The sequence below is a fragment of the Paraburkholderia sp. genome (assembly GCF_035501035.1).
GTDB lineage: Bacteria > Pseudomonadota > Gammaproteobacteria > Burkholderiales > Burkholderiaceae > Paraburkholderia.
Genome location: NZ_DATJWR010000003.1, coordinates 15,053 through 32,435, shown reverse-complemented (window position 1 = coordinate 32,435; position 17,383 = coordinate 15,053). Strand labels below are relative to the sequence as shown.

The window sequence follows — 17,383 nt, the reverse complement described above, 5'->3', positions numbered from 1 at the left end:
GGTTCTGAATTGCTTCAAAAACCTGACTTACTTTAGTGTGAGACTCTTGATACTTTTGCTGCTCCCGACCACCCCGAAGGACAGTCAGGCCGCCACCGCATCAAGCGCCCACACTTATCGGCTGTAAATTTTTAAAGATCGCTTCGCTTAAAAACATCGATTAACTCGCTGTTTTCTTGCGCCCTGCAACAGAAGGGAGGCGAATTATGGCTGGCCAAGAACTTCTCGTCAAGAGTATTTTCGAATATTTATTTCTGGGGTCGCTACGCCCATTATGTGGAGAGGCATCAGCAGCCCTCGCGATGTCGGCAAACTTACGGGCAACGCACCAGGACACCGGATGCCTGCCGCCGTGAACACGGCGTTCGCTGAGTGCCGGCAATTCCGTGCATCAGCGCGCGACCACCGTTGGCGTCGAAACCCGCGGCGCTGCCGCGCCTCCCAAGCCCGAATTCCCGCTCGCCCGCGGCCGCTTACCACTCGATAGCTCGCGTTCGCAGCATTGCACCGACGCGTAGTACCCGAGTTCCCTTTCCGCTCCGCCACGCGGAACCATCATGCGTAACTTGAATGTTTATCTGCATTCAATATTTAGTGTTCGCATGGCCCGGTGCTAGTCTTTCTGAGTCGGGCATCTGCCCCAAGACCCTTTCCGCCTCGCACGGCGCGAGCCGCCGTTCACCAGGGAGACAGCATGAGCATCGAATTCATCGGGATGATCCAGCAGCGCAAGGTATCGGAAACGCATCTCGCCGAAGGCCCGGCGATCGACGTCGATTACGTCCGCGACTTTGCACAGGCGCACGAGCGCGCCGGGTTCGACCGCATTCTGGTGCCGCACAGTTCCGTGAGCGCTGACGCCTCGCTCACCATCGCCTATGCGGCGAGCGCGACCTCGCGCGTGCATTTCATGCTGGCGCACCGCCCTGGCTTCGTGGCACCCACACTTGCCGCGCGCCAGATCGCCACGCTCGATCACTTCTCGGGTGGCCGTCTCGCCGTGCACTTCATCTCGGGAGGTAGCGACGCCGACCAACGCCGCGATGGCGACTATCTGAGCCACGACGAGCGCTACGCGCGCACCGACGAATATCTGCAGATCCTCAAGCGCGTGTGGACCGAAGAAAAGCCGTTCAATCACGAAGGCCGCTTCTACCGCTTCGAAGACGCGTGGTCGGAGGTGAAGCCGCGTCAGCAGCCGCACGTGCCGATTTATTTCGGCGGCGCATCCGAGGTCGCGCTCGCGGTCGCCGGCAAGCACGCCGATGTCTACGCACTCTGGGGCGAATCGAAGCAAGGCGTCGCCGACCTGATCGGCCGTGTGCGTGATGAAGCTGCGAAGCATGGCCGCGATGTGCGCTTTTCCGTCTCGTTCCGGCCGATCCTCGCCGACACGGAAAGAGCCGCCTGGGAGCGCGCTGAGCATATCCTTGCCGAAACGCGGCGCCTGCGTGCCGAGCAAGGTCTCGACAAGGGCGGCCCGCTCCAGAGCGAAGGTGCGCGACGCCTGCTAGCCGCCGCGGGCGAAGGCGTGCGCGCCGACGAGCGCCTGTGGACCGCCGTCGCAAAGGAGATCGGCGGTCGCTCCAACTCGACGGCACTCGTCGGCACGCCCGAGCAGGTTGCACAGACGCTCGCCGAGTATCACGCGCTTGGTGTCACCACGTTCCTGATTCGCGGCTTCGATCCGCTCGAAGATGCGGCCGATTACGGCCGCGTGCTGATTCCCGCCACGCGCGAGTTGACGGCGCACGTGCGCGCCGCAGCCTGAGGCCAGGCCGTTGCCTGTTCAGCAAGACTGCGAGGAACGATATGAGCGCCACCCCCATCGCTACCATCAAGTCCGACAAACCATCCGCAGACCCACGGCACGCGCCCATTCGCAAGTTCTGGTTCGACGACGACGATACCCCAACCCGTACGCTCGCCGAAGAACGCCGCCATCGCCAGGAGCGGCTCGCAGGCGCGTTCCGGCTGTTTGCGCGCAACGGCTTCGACCAGGGGCTCGCAGGGCATATCACCGCACGTGACCCCGAATGTTCCGATCACTTCTGGCTCAATCCGTTCGGGCTGCATTTCGGACGCTTGCGCGTCTCCGACCTTCTGCTCGTGAACCGGCATGGCGAAATCGTGGTCGGCGCCGGACCCGTAAATCAGGCCGCATTTGCGATCCACGCCGCGATTCATGAGGCGCGCCCCGACGTAGTCGCGGCCGCTCACACGCATTCGCTCTACGGCAAGGCCTGGTCGACGCTCGGCCGCACGCTCGCCCCACTCACACAGGACTCCTGCGCATTCTACGAAAATCACTCGCTCTTCGGCGACTTCCGCGGCGTCGTGCTCGACACCGTCGAGGGCGCCCGCATTGCCGACGCGCTCGGCGCGCACAAGGGGGTGATCCTCAAGAATCACGGAATCCTTACCGCAGGCCCCAGCGTCGAAGCTGGCTGCATGGTGGTACATCGCGCTGGACAATGCGTGCCACGCGCAACTGCTCGCCGAAGCCGCGGGCAATCCACAACCTATCGCCCACGACATCGCCACGCTCACACATACGCAGGTAGGGCGCCTCTCCGGCGCGCGCCACGCGTTCGAGAGCCTTTATGCGGGGCTGATAGAACACGAACCGGAGTTGCTCGACTGATGACGATCCACAAGCTACGCCGCTTTGTCGGCACGATCGCGGCGCTCGTCGACGAGGCGCCGCGCGAATCCGAACTGATCGAGCATGGACTCGAAGCGCTGCGCGACCTCGTGCGCGAAGATGACTGGCTACCCGATGCCTACGCCGTGCCCTCCCCCGAACGCTATCAGCAATATCTGCTGTACGCGGATGCGCGTCAGCGCTTCTCCGTCGTCAGCTTCGTGTGGGGGCCGGGCCAGCAGACGCCCGTGCACGACCACACCGTGTGGGGCTTGATTGGCGTGCTGCGCGGCGCCGAGTATGCGCAGCCCTACGTGCGCGACGCCGCGGGCGCATTGCACGCGCACGGTGCCGAAGTACGGCTCAGGCGCGGCGACGTAGAGGCTGTCTCGCCGGCGATCGGCGACATTCACCGCGTACGCAACGCGTATGACGATCAAGTTTCGATCAGCATCCACGTGTACGGCGCAAACATTGGTGCCGTGCGGCGCTCGACCTACCCGCATGACGCGCCGCCAAAGCCTTTCATCTCCGGCTATTCGAATGACTTTCTCCCGAATCTCTGGGATCTCAGCAAGGAACCTGCCGCCTCATGAAGTCATTTCCCACGCGCTCTTATCAGGACGTGCGCGACGCCCTGCTCGCCGACCGCGAAATCGCGCTGATCGACGTGCGCGAAGAAGATCCGCATGCCCAAAGCCATCCGCTTTTCGCGGCGAATCTGCCGCTCTCGAAGCTGGAGCTCGACGCATGGACGAAGCTGCCTCGCCGCAGCGTGCCGATCGTGCTGCTCGACAACGGCGAAGGTTTCGCGCAGCGCGCGGCCGAAACGCTCGAAGCGCTAGGCTATACCGACGTCTCACTGCTCGATGACGGTCTCGCGGGTTGGATTCGCGCGGGCGCAGAAGTATTCCGCGACGTGAACGTGCCGAGCAAGGCGTTCGGTGAATTCGTCGAAGCCGAGCGCCACACGCCTTCCCTTTCCGCCGAGGCCGTCGAGGCGTTGCTCACGAGCGGTGAGCGCGTCGTCGTGCTCGACGCCCGTCGCTTCGACGAATACCAGACGATGAACATTCCCGGCAGTATCAGCGTGCCAGGCGCTGAACTCGTGCTGCGCGCCCGCGCGCTCGCGCCCGATCGCGGCACGCGCGTGATCGTAAACTGCGCCGGCCGCACACGCAGCATCATCGGCGCGCAATCGCTCGTCAACGCCGGGCTGCCGAATCCTGTAGTGGCGCTGCGCAACGGCACGATCGGCTGGACCCTCGCAGGCCAGACACTCGAGCACGGCAGCGCGCGCCAGTTCGATCTGCATGCGGGACGCGACGAAACCACGCTTGCGCGGTCGCGCGAAGCCGCCCGCACGCTCGCCGAGCGCGCTGGCGTGGGGCGCACGACGCTCGAAGAAGCCGCGCGCTGGGCGGAAGATTTGTCGCGCACCACGTATCGCTTCGACGTGCGCACGCCTCACGAATACGAGCATGCGCATGCGCCAGGCTTCCAAGGCGCTCCGGGTGGCCAGCTCGTTCAGGAAACCGATATGTTTGCGCCCGTTCGCGGTGCGCGCGTGGTGCTCTTCGACGACGACGGCGTGCGGGCGAATATGACCGCGTCATGGCTCGCGCAGATGAATATCGACGTGTACGTCGTGGACGAAGCGCGTGCTACCGACCTAACGGAAACGGGAGCGTGGCGCGCACCGAAGCCCACCGCCGCAAGCGTAGCGTCGATCACGCCCGCGGCGCTCGCCGCGCGTCTTGCCGATGCCGGGCACGGTACCGTCGTGCTCGATTTCACCTCGAGCGCGAATCACGTGAAGGCGCACATTCCCGGCGCGTGGTGGGCGCTGCGCTCGCACCTCGCGCCCGGCTTCGACGACTTGCGCGCATTGCCCGACGCGAAGCGCTACGTTGCCGTCTGCATGACGAATGCACTCGCACCGTTCGCGGCACCCGAAATCGCGGTGCTCACGGGCAAGCCGGTCGAAGTGCTCGAAGGTGGAACGGCCGCATGGATACGCGCGGGCCTGCCCGTAGAGAGCGGCGACGCGCATCTGGCCTCGCCGCGCATCGACCGCTACCGACGCCCCTACGAAGGCACCGACAACGCGCGCGAAGCGATGAATGCGTACCTCGAATGGGAATACGGTCTCGTCGCGCAACTTGGGCGCGACGGGACGCATGGTTTCTTCGTGATCTGAGCGCGAGGCGCACCCGTGCCTCGCAGGGCCGTTCAGGCCGCGCGCGCCAGGCGCGCGGACTTGAAGCTGCGCTCGACGCTCCGCGCGAGCACGGCGAGCGCGGATTCCATCTTGCCGATAGCCCGCGCGCGCACGATCCACACGGCGATCTCGGGTTTGAAGTCGCTTACCTGAACGATGTCGAGCGACGCCGCGTGGGCACTCGCCACCACGAGCGGTTGCGGCACGAGCCCGAGCCCGACGCCTTCGGCGACGAGACCAAGCTGCAACTCGGTGCCGAGCGTTTCCAGATTCAGCTTGAGCACATGCCCCTGCGCCGCAAGTGCATGCTGCAGGCCGGCGCGAAAACCGCAGCCATCCGGGTTGAGCACCCAACCAAGCGACTGGCACTCGGCGAGCGTATGCGTTCGGCGCTTGAGTCTTCCCTTTTGCGCGACCACGGCAAGCTTCAGCGAGCCGAGCGATTCGCCCGCGAGCGTCTGCGGCAACGCGCGGTTCGCGGGCAGCAGCACCACGGCCGCATCCAGTTCGCCGTCCTCCACCTTCTGCAAAAGCGGCGCGCCCCATCCGGTGCTGACGCGCGCTTGCAATTCCGGATGCGCGTGACGCAGCGCCTGCAACGCGTCGAGCATCGCGATGTCGGCGACGGTTTGGGCGACGCCAAGGCGCAGCACGCCGGCGAGCGGCGCGCCGTCGTTCACGAGTTGCCGCAGCGCGTCGATCTCGCGCACGATCGCCCGGCACTGGTCATAGACGGCGCGGCCCATCGGAGTCGTACGCATGGGCTTGGTGTTGCGGTCGAGCAGCTCCACGCCCAGCGCCTCTTCGAAGTTCTGGATGCGCCGCGTGACGGCCGGCTGGGTCAGTTCGAGCCGCTCGGCCGCCTGGCTCAGCGAGTCGCTGCGCACGACGGCGACGAAGGCTTCGATCTCGTCGAGTTTCATGGTGTTTTCCTGCGGCTGTGCAGGCCTGTTTGCCCGTTGTGATCGCGTAGCTTAGCGTCTTTTGCGGCATCCGTTCAAGCATCGGCAGATCTCGTTCCATTTGCGCTGTGCATATTTCGATAGAAGAATAATGCGTTTGCCTTATGTAGACGCGCTCCTTATCGTGGTCACTTCGGTGGTCACTTCGGTGGCCACTTCGGTGGCCACTTCGGTGTCCATTTCATCGGCATTCTCTTCGCCACACGCATCATTGGAGGATCTTTTCATGCGCCGTGTTTACGCCCGCCTGCTCATCGCCCTCGCCACGACGTTGCCATTCGGCGCGTCCGCCGCCACGCTCAAGGTCGGCGACCAGCAGTTGCAGACGCGCGGCATTCTCGAAGCGTCGGGCCAACTCAAGGACGTTCCTTACCAGATCGAATGGTTCAATTTTCCCGCCGCGCAACCGCTTGGCGAGGCGCTCAACGCGGGCGCCATCGACGTGGGCGGCCTGGGCGACGCGCCGCTCATCTTCGCGTACTCGGCCGGCGCGAAGATTCGCGCGGTCTCGGCCACGCGTTCGACGCCGGTCGATCTCGCGATCGTCGTGCCCGCCGACTCGCCGATCCGCAGTGCCGCCGACCTGAAAGGCAAGCGCATTGCCACGACGCGCGGCTCGATTGGCCACTATCTTGCCGTGGCGACGCTCGAGCGCGCGAATCTCAAGCTCACCGACGTGACCTGGTCCTACATGCAGCCCGTCGACGCGCGCACGGCGCTCGCATCCGGCAGCGTGGACGCCTGGTCCACGTGGGATCCGTACGTGGCCCTGACCGAGGCGAACGAGCACGCCCGCAGCATCGCGAACGGCGTGGGCGTCTCCTCGGGCCTGAGCTTCGAGGCGGCCACCGACACGGCGATCCGCGAAAAGCACGCTGAACTCGCCGATTTCCTGCGCCGCGTCGCGGCCGGTCAGCGCTGGGCGCTTTCGCACCCCGACGAAGTCGCGGCGATCCAGTCCCGCGTAACCGGCCTGCCGGCCGACGTGCTCAAGACCGTCTATCAGCGCGCGCAGTTGCATCCGGTGCCGATCGACGACAGCCTGATCGCCGAGCAGCAGCGCACCGCCGATCTCTACCTGCGCGCGAACGTGATCAAAGCGCGCCTGAACGTCGCGCCGAGCTTCGACAAGCAGTTCTCGTCCGCCGCGCCATGATTCACTCATTCACTTCGGATTCCTGATGACTCGAAGACATCCCGACACGCTCCTCGCCGAAGTCGAACGCGACGCGAGCGCCCTCGCCGCGCTAACCGATCTCGACTCCGACGCTGCCGCTTCGTGGCTCGCCGACCTGAGCGCGGAATTCTCGCTCGGCGCCGCGGCACTCGACGCCGGCCCGCACTTCCCGCACACGAATCTCGCACGCCTGCGCAGCGCAGGCCTGTTGTCGCTCACCGTGCCCCGCGCACTGGGCGGCTGCGAGGCGACGCTCGCACAAGCGCTGCGCGTGGTGCGGGCGATAGCGCGCGGCGAGCCTTCCACGGCGCTCATCTTCGTGATGCAGTGCCTTTATCATCTGCGGCTTCAGGCCAATCCGAACTGGCCCGCGGCGCTCAAGGAACGTGTGGCGCGCGACGCCGTCGAGTACGGCGCCCTCATCAACTCACTGCGCGTCGAGCCCGAGCTGGGCTCGCCTTCGCGCGGCGGCCTACCCGCCACCATCGGCCGCCGCGACGGCGAACGCTGGATCCTCAACGGCCGCAAGCTCTACTGCACGGGCAGCCCCGGCCTCACCTGGCTGGCCGTTTGGGGCCGCACCGATGAGGACTCGCCGCGCGTCGGCACATGGCTCGTCCATCGCGACTCGCCGGGCGTGCGAATCGGCGCACCATGGAATCATCTGGGCATGCGTGCGACGGGCAGCCACGAGGTGATCTTCGAGAACGTCGAGGTGCCGCTGGAACATGCTGTGGACCTCCAGCCGCCGGGCCCCGCGAACGGCATGGCCCCCGCAACCGCGTTATGGATGAACGTGCTCCTGCCCGCAATCTATGACGGCGTGGCGCGCGCCGCACGTGACTGGTTCGTGCAGTGGGCGGCGAGCCGCGTACCTTCCGGGCTCGATGCGCCGCTTGCGAGCCTCGACAGTTTCCAGCAGAACCTGGGCCGTATCGACGCACTGCTGCTCACCAACCGCGTGCTGCTCGATGCAGGCGCCGCGGGCGCCGTGCCCGCTGGCGAAGCGCAGGCGATCAAGTATCTCGTGAGCCGCAACGCGATCGACGCCGTCGAGATCGCGCTGGAGGCTAGCAGCAATCCGGGCCTCTCGCGCGACAACCCGCTCGAGAGGCACTATCGCGACGTGCTCTGCGCGCGCATCCACACGCCGCAGAACGATACCGTCCTCGGCAATCTCGGCCGCGCGGCCTTTGCTACACACGCCGCCATCCTATCCAACGTTTCAGAAGGAACCCCATCATGAGCGTCGAATTCATCGGTTACGTCAGTCATCAGGAGTCCAGCGAAATTCATTTGCCCGAGGGGCCGGCTGTCAATCCACCGTGGATCGCCGCCGTCGCGCAAGCGCACGAGTACGGCGGCTTCGACCGCGTGCTCATTGCGCATTCGAGTGCCTCGCCGGACGGCTTCCAGATCGCATCGTTCGTCGCGCAGCAAACACGCCGGCTCGGCATCCTGCTCGCGCACCGGCCCGGCTTTGTCGCGCCCACGCTTGCCGCGCGCCAGCTCGCCACGCTCGATCACTTCAGCGCGGGCCGCGCGGCCGTGCACATCATCTCCGGCGGCGACGACACCGAGCAGCAGCGCGACGGCGACTGGCTCACGCACGACGAGCGCTATCAGCGCACGGACGAGTATCTCGACGTCGTGAAGCGCGCCTGGAGGAGCGACGTACCGTTCGATCACGAAGGTACTTACTACCGCGTGGCGGGGCACCGCTCGCAGGTGCGGCCCGTGCAGCAACCGCATTTGCCCGTGTATTTCGGCGGTTCGTCGGATGCGGCGCTCGCTGTTGCCGGCAAGCATGCCGACGTGTTCGCGCTCTGGGGCGAGTCGCTCGACGCCGTGCGCGACACCATCGCACGCGTAAGAGCGGCCGCCGCCGCGCATGGCCGCGCCGATTGCATTCGCTTCAGCCTCTCGCTGCGCCCGATCCTCGCGCCGACCGAAGACGCCGCATGGGCGCGCGCCGAATCGATTCTCGCGCGGGCGAAGGAAGTCGTCGGGCGCTCGCCCAATTTCACGCGCCGGCCCAAGGATCCGCAGAACGTCGGCTCGAAGCGCCTGCTCGCCGAAGCCGCAAAAGGCAGTGTCGTCGATACGCGTCTGTGGACCGGCATCACCGCGCTTACGCGCGCGGCCGGCAACTCGACTGCGCTGGTCGGCACGCCACAGCAGGTCGCGGATGCGCTGCTCGAATATCGCGAGCTCGGCGTCTCGACGTTCCTGATTCGCGGTTTCGATCCGCTCGAAGACGCGCTCGCCTATGGCCGCGACCTGCTGCCGCTCGTGCGTGCGGCCGTCGCGAAGGAAGAGGGCGCGCGTCGAGCGGCATGAGGCGTAGTCTGGGCCGCCTCGAGCGGCCCCGCCCCAACCCATCGAAGAAGCGCGGCGACGACTGCACTTCGGGCGCGCGCCGCGAGAAGCGCAAAGCGTGTGGCCCGAAGTTCGTGATGCGCGGGGCCCGCACAGGACATGCAGGACCTATGGCGTCGGCGGCCGACGCCACACGCTTCGATACTCGCGTGGTGTATCGGTTGGTTCTTCTCAGGCCAGCACGTCAGCGAAAACGCGCGAAGCAAAGCGGTTCGAATCCGTGCCCGCGTTGACCACACCCACCGTCTTCAGATCGTCCGCGTAGAGCGCAATCTCGTTGCGAAAGGCATCGCCCACCGGATGATGATGGTCCGTGTGGCTCCTGAGCATGGCGGCAAGCTGGCCCACGTCCGCTTTCGGCGCATACGCCGAGAAGATTTTCGCAGCGGCGTCGGGGTTGTTCGCCGTCCACTCGGTCGCCTCGATGAGCGCCTGGGTCAGCGCCTGTGCCGTCGCCCGGTCCTTGCGGATCAGCGAGCCGCGCACGCCCAGCACGCAGCACACGCGGTTCGCGTAGTCGCCGCAGAGATTGTTCGAGACTTCGTAGAGGTGATCCGACTCGCGCAGCGTCCAGATGGTCGGATCGCCGTCGGCAATCGCCTGCACTTCGCCCTTCTTCAGCGCCTCGCCGAGCAGGTTGGCCGGATACTGGCGCCAACGCACGTCGCTCTCCGGATCGACGCCGAGCTTCTTGAGCGTGATCGCGAAGAAGTTCTTTGCTGGGCTTGCCATGTCGCTCACGCCGACCGTGCGACCCTTCAGGCCCGCGAGATCAACGATGCCCGAGCTTTTCGTCGCGAGCAGGCGCATACAACCGCCGTGAATGCCCGCGGTGAGCTTCACGTCAAAGCCCTGTTCGAGCGGCTTGATCCAGCGTAGCGCCATGCCGACGCCCGCATCCGACTTGCCGGTGGCGATCGCTTCGAGCAGCTGATCCGTCGAGCCCGCGAAGTTCACGAGCTCGACGTCGAGCCCACGCTTGCGGAAAAAGCCCTGCGTCAACGCGACGGGCACCGGCGCAGTGCAGATCGCACCAGCGTTCCATGAGAGCTTCAGCGACTTCGTGCCCTCCTCGGCCAGCGCGCGCGTCGTTGGCAGACCGAAAGAAAATCCGCCCATTGCAGCAGCGCCCGCGGCCAGCGCGGTCTTGCGCAGCCACTCGCGGCGCTGCGGCCTGAACGGCGTAAGCTCGTCGATCGGCATCATCGGTTTCATCGGTGTATCGCTTCCGTTGGAATGGATTGGAGGAGACTCGCAGGATTACGCTTCGAGTCCGAGTTGCGCGAGCACCCCGCGGCGCAGTTCGACGAGCGCGGGGTCGTCGCGATGGCGTGGATACGGCGCATCGTTGCGAACTTCGGCGACGATGCGCGCAGGCCGCTCGCTGAACACAATCACGCGGCTGGCCATGACGAGCGCCTCTTCCACGTCGTGCGTGACGAACAGCACCGAAAAGCGCGCGCGCCGCCAGAGCGTCACCAGCTCCGCCTGCATGCGGATGCGTGTGAGCGAATCGAGTTTGCCGAACGGTTCGTCGAGTGCGAGCAGAGTGGGATCGTTGACGAGCCCGCGTGCGAGCGCCGCGCGCTGCGCCATGCCCCCCGAAAGCTGATGCGGCCACGCGTGCGCGAACTGCGTGAGGCCAACGAGTTCGAGCGCGGCGTCGATGCGTGCCTGAGCGTCCGCCGCCGTGCGGGCTCGCAGCACACCCTGCGCCTGCGGTCCGACGGCCACGTTGTCCCGCACAGTGCGCCAGGGAAACAGCGTTGGGTCCTGAAACACGAGCACGCGCGATGGATCAGGGCCGGCGATCGGCGTACCATCCGCCTCGACAGTGCCCGCGCGCGGCTTGTCGAGTCCCGCGACGAGCCTCAGCAGCGTAGACTTGCCGCAGCCGGATGGGCCGAGCAGCGCGACGAACTCGCTGGGCTGCACGGTGAGGCTCACGTCGTCGAGTACGGGCAGCAGGTCGCCGCGCAGCGCGAAGCCGTGGCTCACATGGCGAATGTCGATACGCGCACCCGCCTCGCGTGTTTTGAAATGCGGCGCGTTCGCGCCCGCTTCGATCGTGGCTACCATTTGAGCAATCCTTTTTGCCAGCCGAGCAGGCGATCGCGCACACGAAACAGCAACGTGATGAGCCCCGAGCACATCAGTGCCATCACGAGCAGGCCCGCATACATGTTCGAATACGCGGCCCAACCCTGCGCCCATTGCAGATACCAGCCAAGGCCCGCTTTCACGCCCATCATCTCCGCGACGATGAGCACCGAGAACGAAGCGCCGAGCCCCATGAAGAGCCCAACGAACACGGAGGGCAGTGCCGCGGGAATCGCAACCCGCAGGATCAGGAAGCCGGCACGTGCGCCGAGCGTTCGCGCGACGTCATAGAACGCCGGGCTCACGCCCGCCACGCCCGACCACGTGAGCACGGCCACCGGGAACGCCGATGCCAGCGCGATCAGAAAGACGCTCGCGCTGAAGCTCGAGGGAAAGAAGAAGAACGCGAGCGGCAACCACGCGGTGGCTGGCAGCGGCCCGACAAGACGCAGCACCGGATGCAACCAGTACCCCACCGCGCGCGACCAACCGATACTCACGCCCACGACGAATCCGGTCGACGCACCAATCACGTAGCCAAAGGCAAGCAGTCCGAATGAATGTGCCACGCTCGAAGCCAGTCGCGGGTAATCGTCGAAGAACACCGCAATCAGCGCCTCGGGAGGCGCGAAAAACGGTCGCGGCAGCCATTCCAGCTTGGCCGTCGCGATCTCCCAGACACTCACGCCGATGGCGAGCGCGAGCAGCCACGGCGCCGCCGCGAGCCAGCCACGCTGCGCGGCGCCGGTGCCCGCTACGGCCGCTGCCGCCGAGCGACGCGTGCGCCACGCGATCAGCAACGCAAAAGCGCAGAGGAACAGTTCGATGGCGAGCAGCGGTTCCGTATGTGGCCAGTCGTCGAGGCTCGGCCAAAGGCGCGTCACAGCGGCCGCGCCGAGCCATGCGAACGCGGCGAGCGCGCCCGTGAGGCCACGTGTTCCCGCGCGCTCTTGCACCGGCACCGTCGCTCGTGCCGCGAGTTCAAGCGTTTGCGTTTGCGTAGACATGAATGCTTTCTCCTCGCGAAATCAGTCTGCGGCGCCCATACGCGTGTCGATCAGCGCACGCACACCGAGGCGGCGTGGCACGATACCGTCGCGCGCGGCGACGTGGGCCACCCTTTGCAGCGTGCCGGCGTCGACGGCGCGCGCGCTGCGTGACGCCGCAACGAAAGCACCGGGCAGTCGTCGATGCAGATAAAACGATGATGAAGCAGAGTGCGGCATAGGCCCTCGCTTGCGAAGTCATTCAAGCGTAACGGCGAACCCAGCCACTGAGAATCATTCTATTTATATATGTTTATCTCGTACGATCATTTATGTAATGCATGTTTTTTGCGGGCGCATCATGGATTCGGCATCGATATATGCGATGTTCTGAGCCGAGTGGGTAACCAACCGTGCTCCCGGTGGATAATCGCAACGCCCGTATCGAGTTCTGTGGTGACCGTGAATTCCTCCGCATCGCCGCACGTTTGATGTTCGATTTACGGAAATGATCACTCAATTAGCAATCCAGAATACTACGCTCAAAAAAAACTCCGGCATCGCCAGATCGATCGGCGAATCGCAATGCCTTCTCCTCAATTCTCGACGCGCGGATAGAAAGCCTCATCGACCCTCCACGCGCCGGGCCGATGGAAACGCCAAGCATAACGTCGGGCGGCAATCACAACGCGAAGTAATACGGGGCACAAAAATTGTGCATGAAGAATAATTTGAATTGAAAGAAAAAAATGATAATAAAAATCGAACAAGAATCGGCGGCTTCAGCGTTTATTGGGGCAGTTGGACGACGATCGCCAGCACGTGGGTGTTGCTTGCGGCCCTCCTGAAGTGTCGCGGGTGCCTTGGCCGCCCAAGAGTCAGGAATGCAGCCCAAACATTCCGTGCCAGAGCGTACTGAAAAACTTTGCGTGCGTACGTTCCTCCCCCTTTAGCGGGTCCCCGTTTTGCGCGTGCTCCGGCACGGTCTGCTGCGCAGTTCCCGTGTCGGGCTCCATGACGTCGCGGGTTGCGGGTTCGTCACTCCCCTTGTTCTGCGACGTTCGCTCCTGACGCGACATATGCAGTTCGACTGCACCGTCCGCAATGCGTCGGGCCATCTCCGACTCGCAATCGCAACCGAGCAACACACCGAAAACCACGTCGCGATTGTGGCCCTGCTCCGCAAAGCGCAGCGCCGTAGCTACGTGCTGCGCATACTCCGCCTCACGCGCCGCCTGCATACGCGCTTCTTCTTCCTCATGCTGCCGGGCGAGGCGTGCCATCTCCTCGGCGTACACCGCGTCATAAACGCGCCGCTGCACGGGGTCGGAAAGAATCGCGTAAGCCTCCTTGATTTCCTGGAACTGCGCATGCGCGGACGCTTCGCGCCCCATGTTGCGGTCGGGATGCGCTTTCATCGCGGCTCGCCGGTAAGCGCGCTTGATTTCGTCGTCGCTCGCGTCGTCGCGTACACCCAGCAATTCATATAGCGTCGCCATGGCTCGCATAGATCGAAGTCGAATCGGATCGATCCTAGCACGCCGCTCGCCGATCTATCGATCGGACACAAATCGCGACGTAAAAGATTTGAAAGCAATTGCCCGCACCGGCTCGCGTGCGCGGCTCACCCACGCGATTGCGCCCTCTCGACTCGAAACGGCCCGTCAGTACTTTTGCGGAATCCACCTGAAGGGATAGTCCGGCTCCTTGTATCCGCCTGCCCGTTGCCTCGGGGGAAGCTCGACCTCGGGTTGCGCGACGTTTTCGTAGGGGATCAAGCTCAGAAAATGCACGATGCAGTTCAGCCGGGCTCGCCGTTTGTCATTGGCTTCGACCACGTGCCACGGCGACGCCTCGGTGTCGGTCGCGGCAAACATGGCGTCTCGTGCGCGCGAGTAGTCGTACCAGCGTCGGTGCGACTCCAGATCCATGGGGCTCAGCTTCCAGGTTTTACGGCCGTCAGTGATGCGCTCCGTAAACCGGCGCGTCTGCTCTTCCTTGCTGACCTCAAACCAGTACTTGATCAACATCACTCCAGCATCAATGATGTCCTTTTCCCACGCCGGACACAATTCCAGAAAGCGATGGTACTGTTCGTCCGTGCAAAAGCCCATGACTTTCTCGACGCCCGCGCGGTTGTACCAGCTCCGGTCAAAAATCACAATCTCCCCAGCCGCGGGAAAATGCTGAAAGTAGCGCTGAAAATAGATCTGCGAACGCTCGCGCTCCGAGGGGGCAGGCAGCGCGACCACGCGAAACACGCGCGGGCTGACGCGTTCCGTGATCCGCTTGATCACGCCGCCCTTGCCTGCCGCGTCCCGACCTTCGAAGATCACAATGATTCTCGCCCCTGTATGTTTCGCCCAGAACTGCAGCTTGACCAGTTCGACATGGAGCTCGCTTATTTTTGCTTCGTACTCCTTTCTTGAAACACGTGTCGTCGCTGCGACCTTCTCGCTCTTGGTCCGGCTGGTCTTTCTACCCTTTCCCTGGCCCATGATTTCACCTTGCACGAAGGTACTAGTTACCGTGAGCGCCCGCTCCGAAGGCCTGCTTTGCATGCCTGATATTCCAGGCGCCATCCACGGACACCTGCCCACTGCTTGACCGGGACCTTCGGTCGTCGTCTCCGCCCAGACCTGGTGCCAGGCAGGAATCCGCCTGGCACCAACGTTTCCGAAACTGCGCGAATGGTGACCGACGCTCATCCGAACAGCTTGTTTGCGGTTTTCGCCGTCAGTTCACCCTGGTAACGTGCGCCCTCGAGTTCGATCGCGCTCGGCTGGCGCTGACCTTTCGTGCCAGCGATGGTCGTGGCTCCGTAGGGCGAACCGCCGACGATTTCATCCACTGTCATCTGCCCCTGGTGGCTATACGGCAGGCCAACGATGGTCATACCGAAGTGCAGCAGGTTGATGATGACTGAAAACAGCGTCACCTCCTGCCCGCCGTGCTGAGTGCCGGTCGACGTAAAGGCGCCACCCACCTTGCCATTTAGCGCCCCACGCATCCAAAGACCGCCGGCCTGGTCCAGAAACGATGCCATCTGGGAGGAAATGCGCCCGAAACGGGTTGGCGTACCCACAATGATCGCGTCGTAGTTGGCCAAGTCTTCGACTGTCGCGACCGGCGCCTGCTGGTCGAGCTTGAAGTGGGCGGCCTTCGCCACCTCCTCCGGCGCGGTTTCGGGCACCCGCTTGACATCGACCGTAGCGCCCGTCGAACGCGCACCTTCCGCCATCGCATTCGCCAGTGCTTCGACGTGACCATACGATGAGTAATACAGCACGAGTACTTTTGACATTTCGAAATCCTCTTATGAGTTTCAGACGACAACGCCAAGTGGAATCACGCAAACCCGAAGCCGCTGGCATCGAGGCTGCGTGAGGTAATCACCATTTGTCTTCATCAGATAGATCGAGAAATTGCTTTTATTCAATATGGATGACTAATTTTATTTAAGGTCGACCGTACGATTCCCGATGCGGAGCATCATTCGGTTCCCTCGCATCACGACTTCGGGAGACGCCAAATCGTCCATAACCGACAACCTCCATGTCACGGCCCCGCTCTCGGGAGCCGCGCGCCAGACGAATACACCTGGATGCACGTAGAACACTCAGTCCTCTGTATCGCGCTCCTCAATGGCGGCGCGACGGCATACTCTACGTCGCCGTTGCCGAAGACTTCCTGAAGGTTGCACCGAGGCAGTTCGTTGATACGGCGCATATAACGATACTCCTTGCAGATCGACGGTGATCCGAGCCTGACCCGATTGCTCAATTGTCTGACGAATGAAGCCGTGCGTAAGGTGACAGCAGTGTGTCGCGCTGCGAATTCCTCATTCCTGGAGAGAAATGATTGCAAACTATCGGCAGAGAACGTCGGTGTGAGTGAGCCTCTCCGTTGCTACGATTTCGTGGGTTGCCACGTGCTTTCGAGGAGCGACGGGAGGCGAGCTGCGGGCAGCGATGTTTTCGCCCACTGTGTTACGCCTCATAAAAGAAATAGTGATACGAAATCTTATCCGAAACGATGAAGCCTGATAGCTCGAGAAGTCGTGATGCAATACATCCTCACGCTTCCTTCTAGCATCGGCCTGCCCAACCCATGGCCGGGCGGACTCTCTTTCCGTCCCGGCGCCAGGCTCCGCAACGACACACTTGCCGGCACAAATGAATAGCGTTATAGTTTTTATAACCATCAGGCTGCCAGAAAATGCGCGAAATTCACTGCCACGCTTCGAACTCCCCGGCTACCCTGTCGAGGCCCGACAGCGTATGGCTCTTGTCCTATCCCGAGTTTCGCGAGGCGCTGCAACGAGACGAAACATCGTTCCGCTTTTTGCCGTTGTATGCAAAGCTTCCTGTGATACGGCGGTTACCGGGATTCGAAGTTTCGTCGATTCCCGATTGGTCCAGACTCGACGAGATCCGCGTCTCGTACGTCGAACTAGGCCGGCATCAGGTGGAAGAAGCGGTGCGCAGCTATCTGGCGGGCGCGGCGAATGATCCGGCAACGAAGGGTACGGATGCGCTCGCAACACTCGCCGCGGGAATGCCGCCCGTGGCGCTCCCGCTCGTTGCTCGCCCGCCTTGCTTGTTGAGTCCCGGCAAAGGCGTCTTTCTCGAGGGATGGGCGGCGTTCCTGACTTATTGGTCGCGCAGCGACCGCACGATTCCTCTGCTTGCGGTGGATTGGCAGTCGCTATATGGCCGGCTGACCGACAATGAACCTGGACGATCTGTGCTTCAATGCCAAATTGAAGCGACAAGCTGCACCGCAGAACACGCAAACCTACAATTGCGCTAGCGCTCAATAACCGGGCAGGAATCGGCAACGAATCGGGAGCCCGAGGTGACGGAAGAACGCGTCGCCACCGCCACTGGCTCTCGCGCAGCCAAACACAGCCAG

14 protein-coding genes and 1 pseudogene are annotated in these 17,383 nt (G+C 63.7%); 8 read left to right on the top strand and 7 right to left on the bottom strand.

The genetic code is table 11. The features are described from left to right. The first annotated feature begins 694 nt into the window (after positions 1–694). From VMJ11_RS00470 to VMJ11_RS00455, 4 genes and pseudogenes are all read left to right on the top strand, one after another. A complete protein-coding gene (locus VMJ11_RS00470; protein ID WP_325615810.1) occupies positions 695–1,771 on the top strand; it encodes an LLM class flavin-dependent oxidoreductase in 1,077 nt (358 codons plus the stop codon). A gap of 41 nt (positions 1,772–1,812) precedes the next feature. After that, a pseudogene (locus VMJ11_RS00465) lies at positions 1,813–2,644 on the top strand (class II aldolase/adducin family protein). Beyond that, positions 2,644–3,240 carry a cysteine dioxygenase gene (locus VMJ11_RS00460; RefSeq protein ID WP_325615808.1) on the top strand — a complete coding sequence of 199 codons (597 nt, stop codon included), beginning with the start codon at positions 2,644–2,646 and terminating at the stop codon, positions 3,238–3,240. Before VMJ11_RS00465 ends, VMJ11_RS00460 begins: the two are co-directional and overlap by 1 nt. After that, on the top strand, positions 3,237–4,844 hold the full coding sequence (locus VMJ11_RS00455) for a rhodanese homology domain-containing protein (protein WP_325615806.1): 1,608 nt from the start codon (positions 3,237–3,239) through the stop codon (positions 4,842–4,844). The genes VMJ11_RS00460 and VMJ11_RS00455 overlap by 4 nt, the downstream gene beginning before the upstream one ends. A 32-nt stretch (positions 4,845–4,876) precedes the next feature. Here the strand turns inward: VMJ11_RS00455 and VMJ11_RS00450 are convergent, their stop codons facing one another. After that, positions 4,877–5,788, bottom strand: coding sequence for a LysR family transcriptional regulator (locus VMJ11_RS00450; protein WP_325615805.1), 912 nt, complete (start codon positions 5,786–5,788; stop codon positions 4,877–4,879). Between the two features lie 265 nt (positions 5,789–6,053). On the opposite strand from VMJ11_RS00450, the gene VMJ11_RS00445 reads away from it, so the two are divergent. Genes VMJ11_RS00445 through VMJ11_RS00435 form a run of 3 tightly spaced genes read left to right on the top strand, consistent with a single transcriptional unit; the run spans position 6,054 to position 9,344 of the window. Further along, positions 6,054–6,983, top strand: a complete 930-nt coding sequence (locus tag VMJ11_RS00445; protein WP_325615804.1) for an ABC transporter substrate-binding protein — start codon at positions 6,054–6,056, stop codon at positions 6,981–6,983. Positions 6,984–7,008: 25 nt separating this feature from the next. Beyond that, positions 7,009–8,250, top strand: a complete 1,242-nt coding sequence (locus VMJ11_RS00440) for an acyl-CoA dehydrogenase family protein (protein ID WP_325615802.1) — start codon at positions 7,009–7,011, stop codon at positions 8,248–8,250. Beyond that, positions 8,247–9,344, top strand: a complete 1,098-nt coding sequence (locus VMJ11_RS00435; protein WP_325615800.1) for an LLM class flavin-dependent oxidoreductase — start codon at positions 8,247–8,249, stop codon at positions 9,342–9,344. Before VMJ11_RS00440 ends, VMJ11_RS00435 begins: the two co-directional genes overlap by 4 nt. A gap of 210 nt (positions 9,345–9,554) precedes the next feature. On the opposite strand, the gene VMJ11_RS00430 is transcribed toward VMJ11_RS00435, so the two are convergent. The 6 genes from VMJ11_RS00430 to wrbA form a co-directional block, all read right to left on the bottom strand. Next, the gene (locus tag VMJ11_RS00430; protein WP_325615814.1) at positions 9,555–10,589 is read right to left on the bottom strand and encodes an ABC transporter substrate-binding protein; all 1,035 of its coding nucleotides are present in this window, start codon (positions 10,587–10,589) and stop codon (positions 9,555–9,557) included. A gap of 54 nt (positions 10,590–10,643) precedes the next feature. Further along, positions 10,644–11,462 carry an ABC transporter ATP-binding protein gene (locus tag VMJ11_RS00425; protein ID WP_325615798.1) on the bottom strand — a complete coding sequence of 273 codons (819 nt, stop codon included), beginning with the start codon at positions 11,460–11,462 and terminating at the stop codon, positions 10,644–10,646. Then, on the bottom strand, positions 11,456–12,490 hold the full coding sequence (locus tag VMJ11_RS00420) for an ABC transporter permease (protein ID WP_325615796.1): 1,035 nt from the start codon (positions 12,488–12,490) through the stop codon (positions 11,456–11,458). Before VMJ11_RS00420 ends, VMJ11_RS00425 begins: the two co-directional genes overlap by 7 nt. Positions 12,491–13,347: 857 nt before the next feature. Continuing rightward, entirely contained in the window at positions 13,348–13,968 is a 621-nt protein-coding gene (locus VMJ11_RS00415; RefSeq protein WP_325615794.1) for a J domain-containing protein, read from the bottom strand. Positions 13,969–14,133: 165 nt separating this feature from the next. Continuing rightward, positions 14,134–14,967, bottom strand: a complete 834-nt coding sequence (gene ppk2, locus VMJ11_RS00410; RefSeq protein ID WP_325615792.1) for a polyphosphate kinase 2 — start codon at positions 14,965–14,967, stop codon at positions 14,134–14,136. Positions 14,968–15,173: 206 nt separating this feature from the next. Then, the gene (gene wrbA, locus VMJ11_RS00405; RefSeq protein ID WP_325615790.1) at positions 15,174–15,773 is read right to left on the bottom strand and encodes an NAD(P)H:quinone oxidoreductase; all 600 of its coding nucleotides are present in this window, start codon (positions 15,771–15,773) and stop codon (positions 15,174–15,176) included. A 983-nt stretch (positions 15,774–16,756) separates the two neighbouring features. On the opposite strand from wrbA, the gene VMJ11_RS00400 reads away from it, so the two are divergent. Further along, on the top strand, positions 16,757–17,281 hold the full coding sequence (locus VMJ11_RS00400) for a hypothetical protein (RefSeq protein WP_325615787.1): 525 nt from the start codon (positions 16,757–16,759) through the stop codon (positions 17,279–17,281). Positions 17,282–17,383: the final 102 nt, after the last annotated feature.

Bases quoted from the DNA above. Each gene is read 5' to 3' on its own strand.
- VMJ11_RS00470 (WP_325615810.1), top strand. From the start codon at position 695: ATGAGCATCGAATTCATCGGGATGATCCAGCAGCGCAAGGTATCGGAA.
- VMJ11_RS00460 (WP_325615808.1), top strand. From the start codon at position 2,644: ATGACGATCCACAAGCTACGCCGCTTTGTCGGCACGATCGCGGCGCTC.
- VMJ11_RS00455 (WP_325615806.1), top strand. From the start codon at position 3,237: ATGAAGTCATTTCCCACGCGCTCTTATCAGGACGTGCGCGACGCCCTG.
- VMJ11_RS00450 (WP_325615805.1), bottom strand. From the start codon at position 5,788: ATGAAACTCGACGAGATCGAAGCCTTCGTCGCCGTCGTGCGCAGCGAC.
- VMJ11_RS00445 (WP_325615804.1), top strand. From the start codon at position 6,054: ATGCGCCGTGTTTACGCCCGCCTGCTCATCGCCCTCGCCACGACGTTG.
- VMJ11_RS00440 (WP_325615802.1), top strand. From the start codon at position 7,009: ATGACTCGAAGACATCCCGACACGCTCCTCGCCGAAGTCGAACGCGAC.
- VMJ11_RS00435 (WP_325615800.1), top strand. From the start codon at position 8,247: ATGAGCGTCGAATTCATCGGTTACGTCAGTCATCAGGAGTCCAGCGAA.
- VMJ11_RS00430 (WP_325615814.1), bottom strand. From the start codon at position 10,589: ATGATGCCGATCGACGAGCTTACGCCGTTCAGGCCGCAGCGCCGCGAG.
- VMJ11_RS00425 (WP_325615798.1), bottom strand. From the start codon at position 11,462: ATGGTAGCCACGATCGAAGCGGGCGCGAACGCGCCGCATTTCAAAACA.
- VMJ11_RS00420 (WP_325615796.1), bottom strand. From the start codon at position 12,490: ATGTCTACGCAAACGCAAACGCTTGAACTCGCGGCACGAGCGACGGTG.
- VMJ11_RS00415 (WP_325615794.1), bottom strand. From the start codon at position 13,968: ATGGCGACGCTATATGAATTGCTGGGTGTACGCGACGACGCGAGCGAC.
- ppk2 (WP_325615792.1), bottom strand. From the start codon at position 14,967: ATGGGCCAGGGAAAGGGTAGAAAGACCAGCCGGACCAAGAGCGAGAAG.
- wrbA (WP_325615790.1), bottom strand. From the start codon at position 15,773: ATGTCAAAAGTACTCGTGCTGTATTACTCATCGTATGGTCACGTCGAA.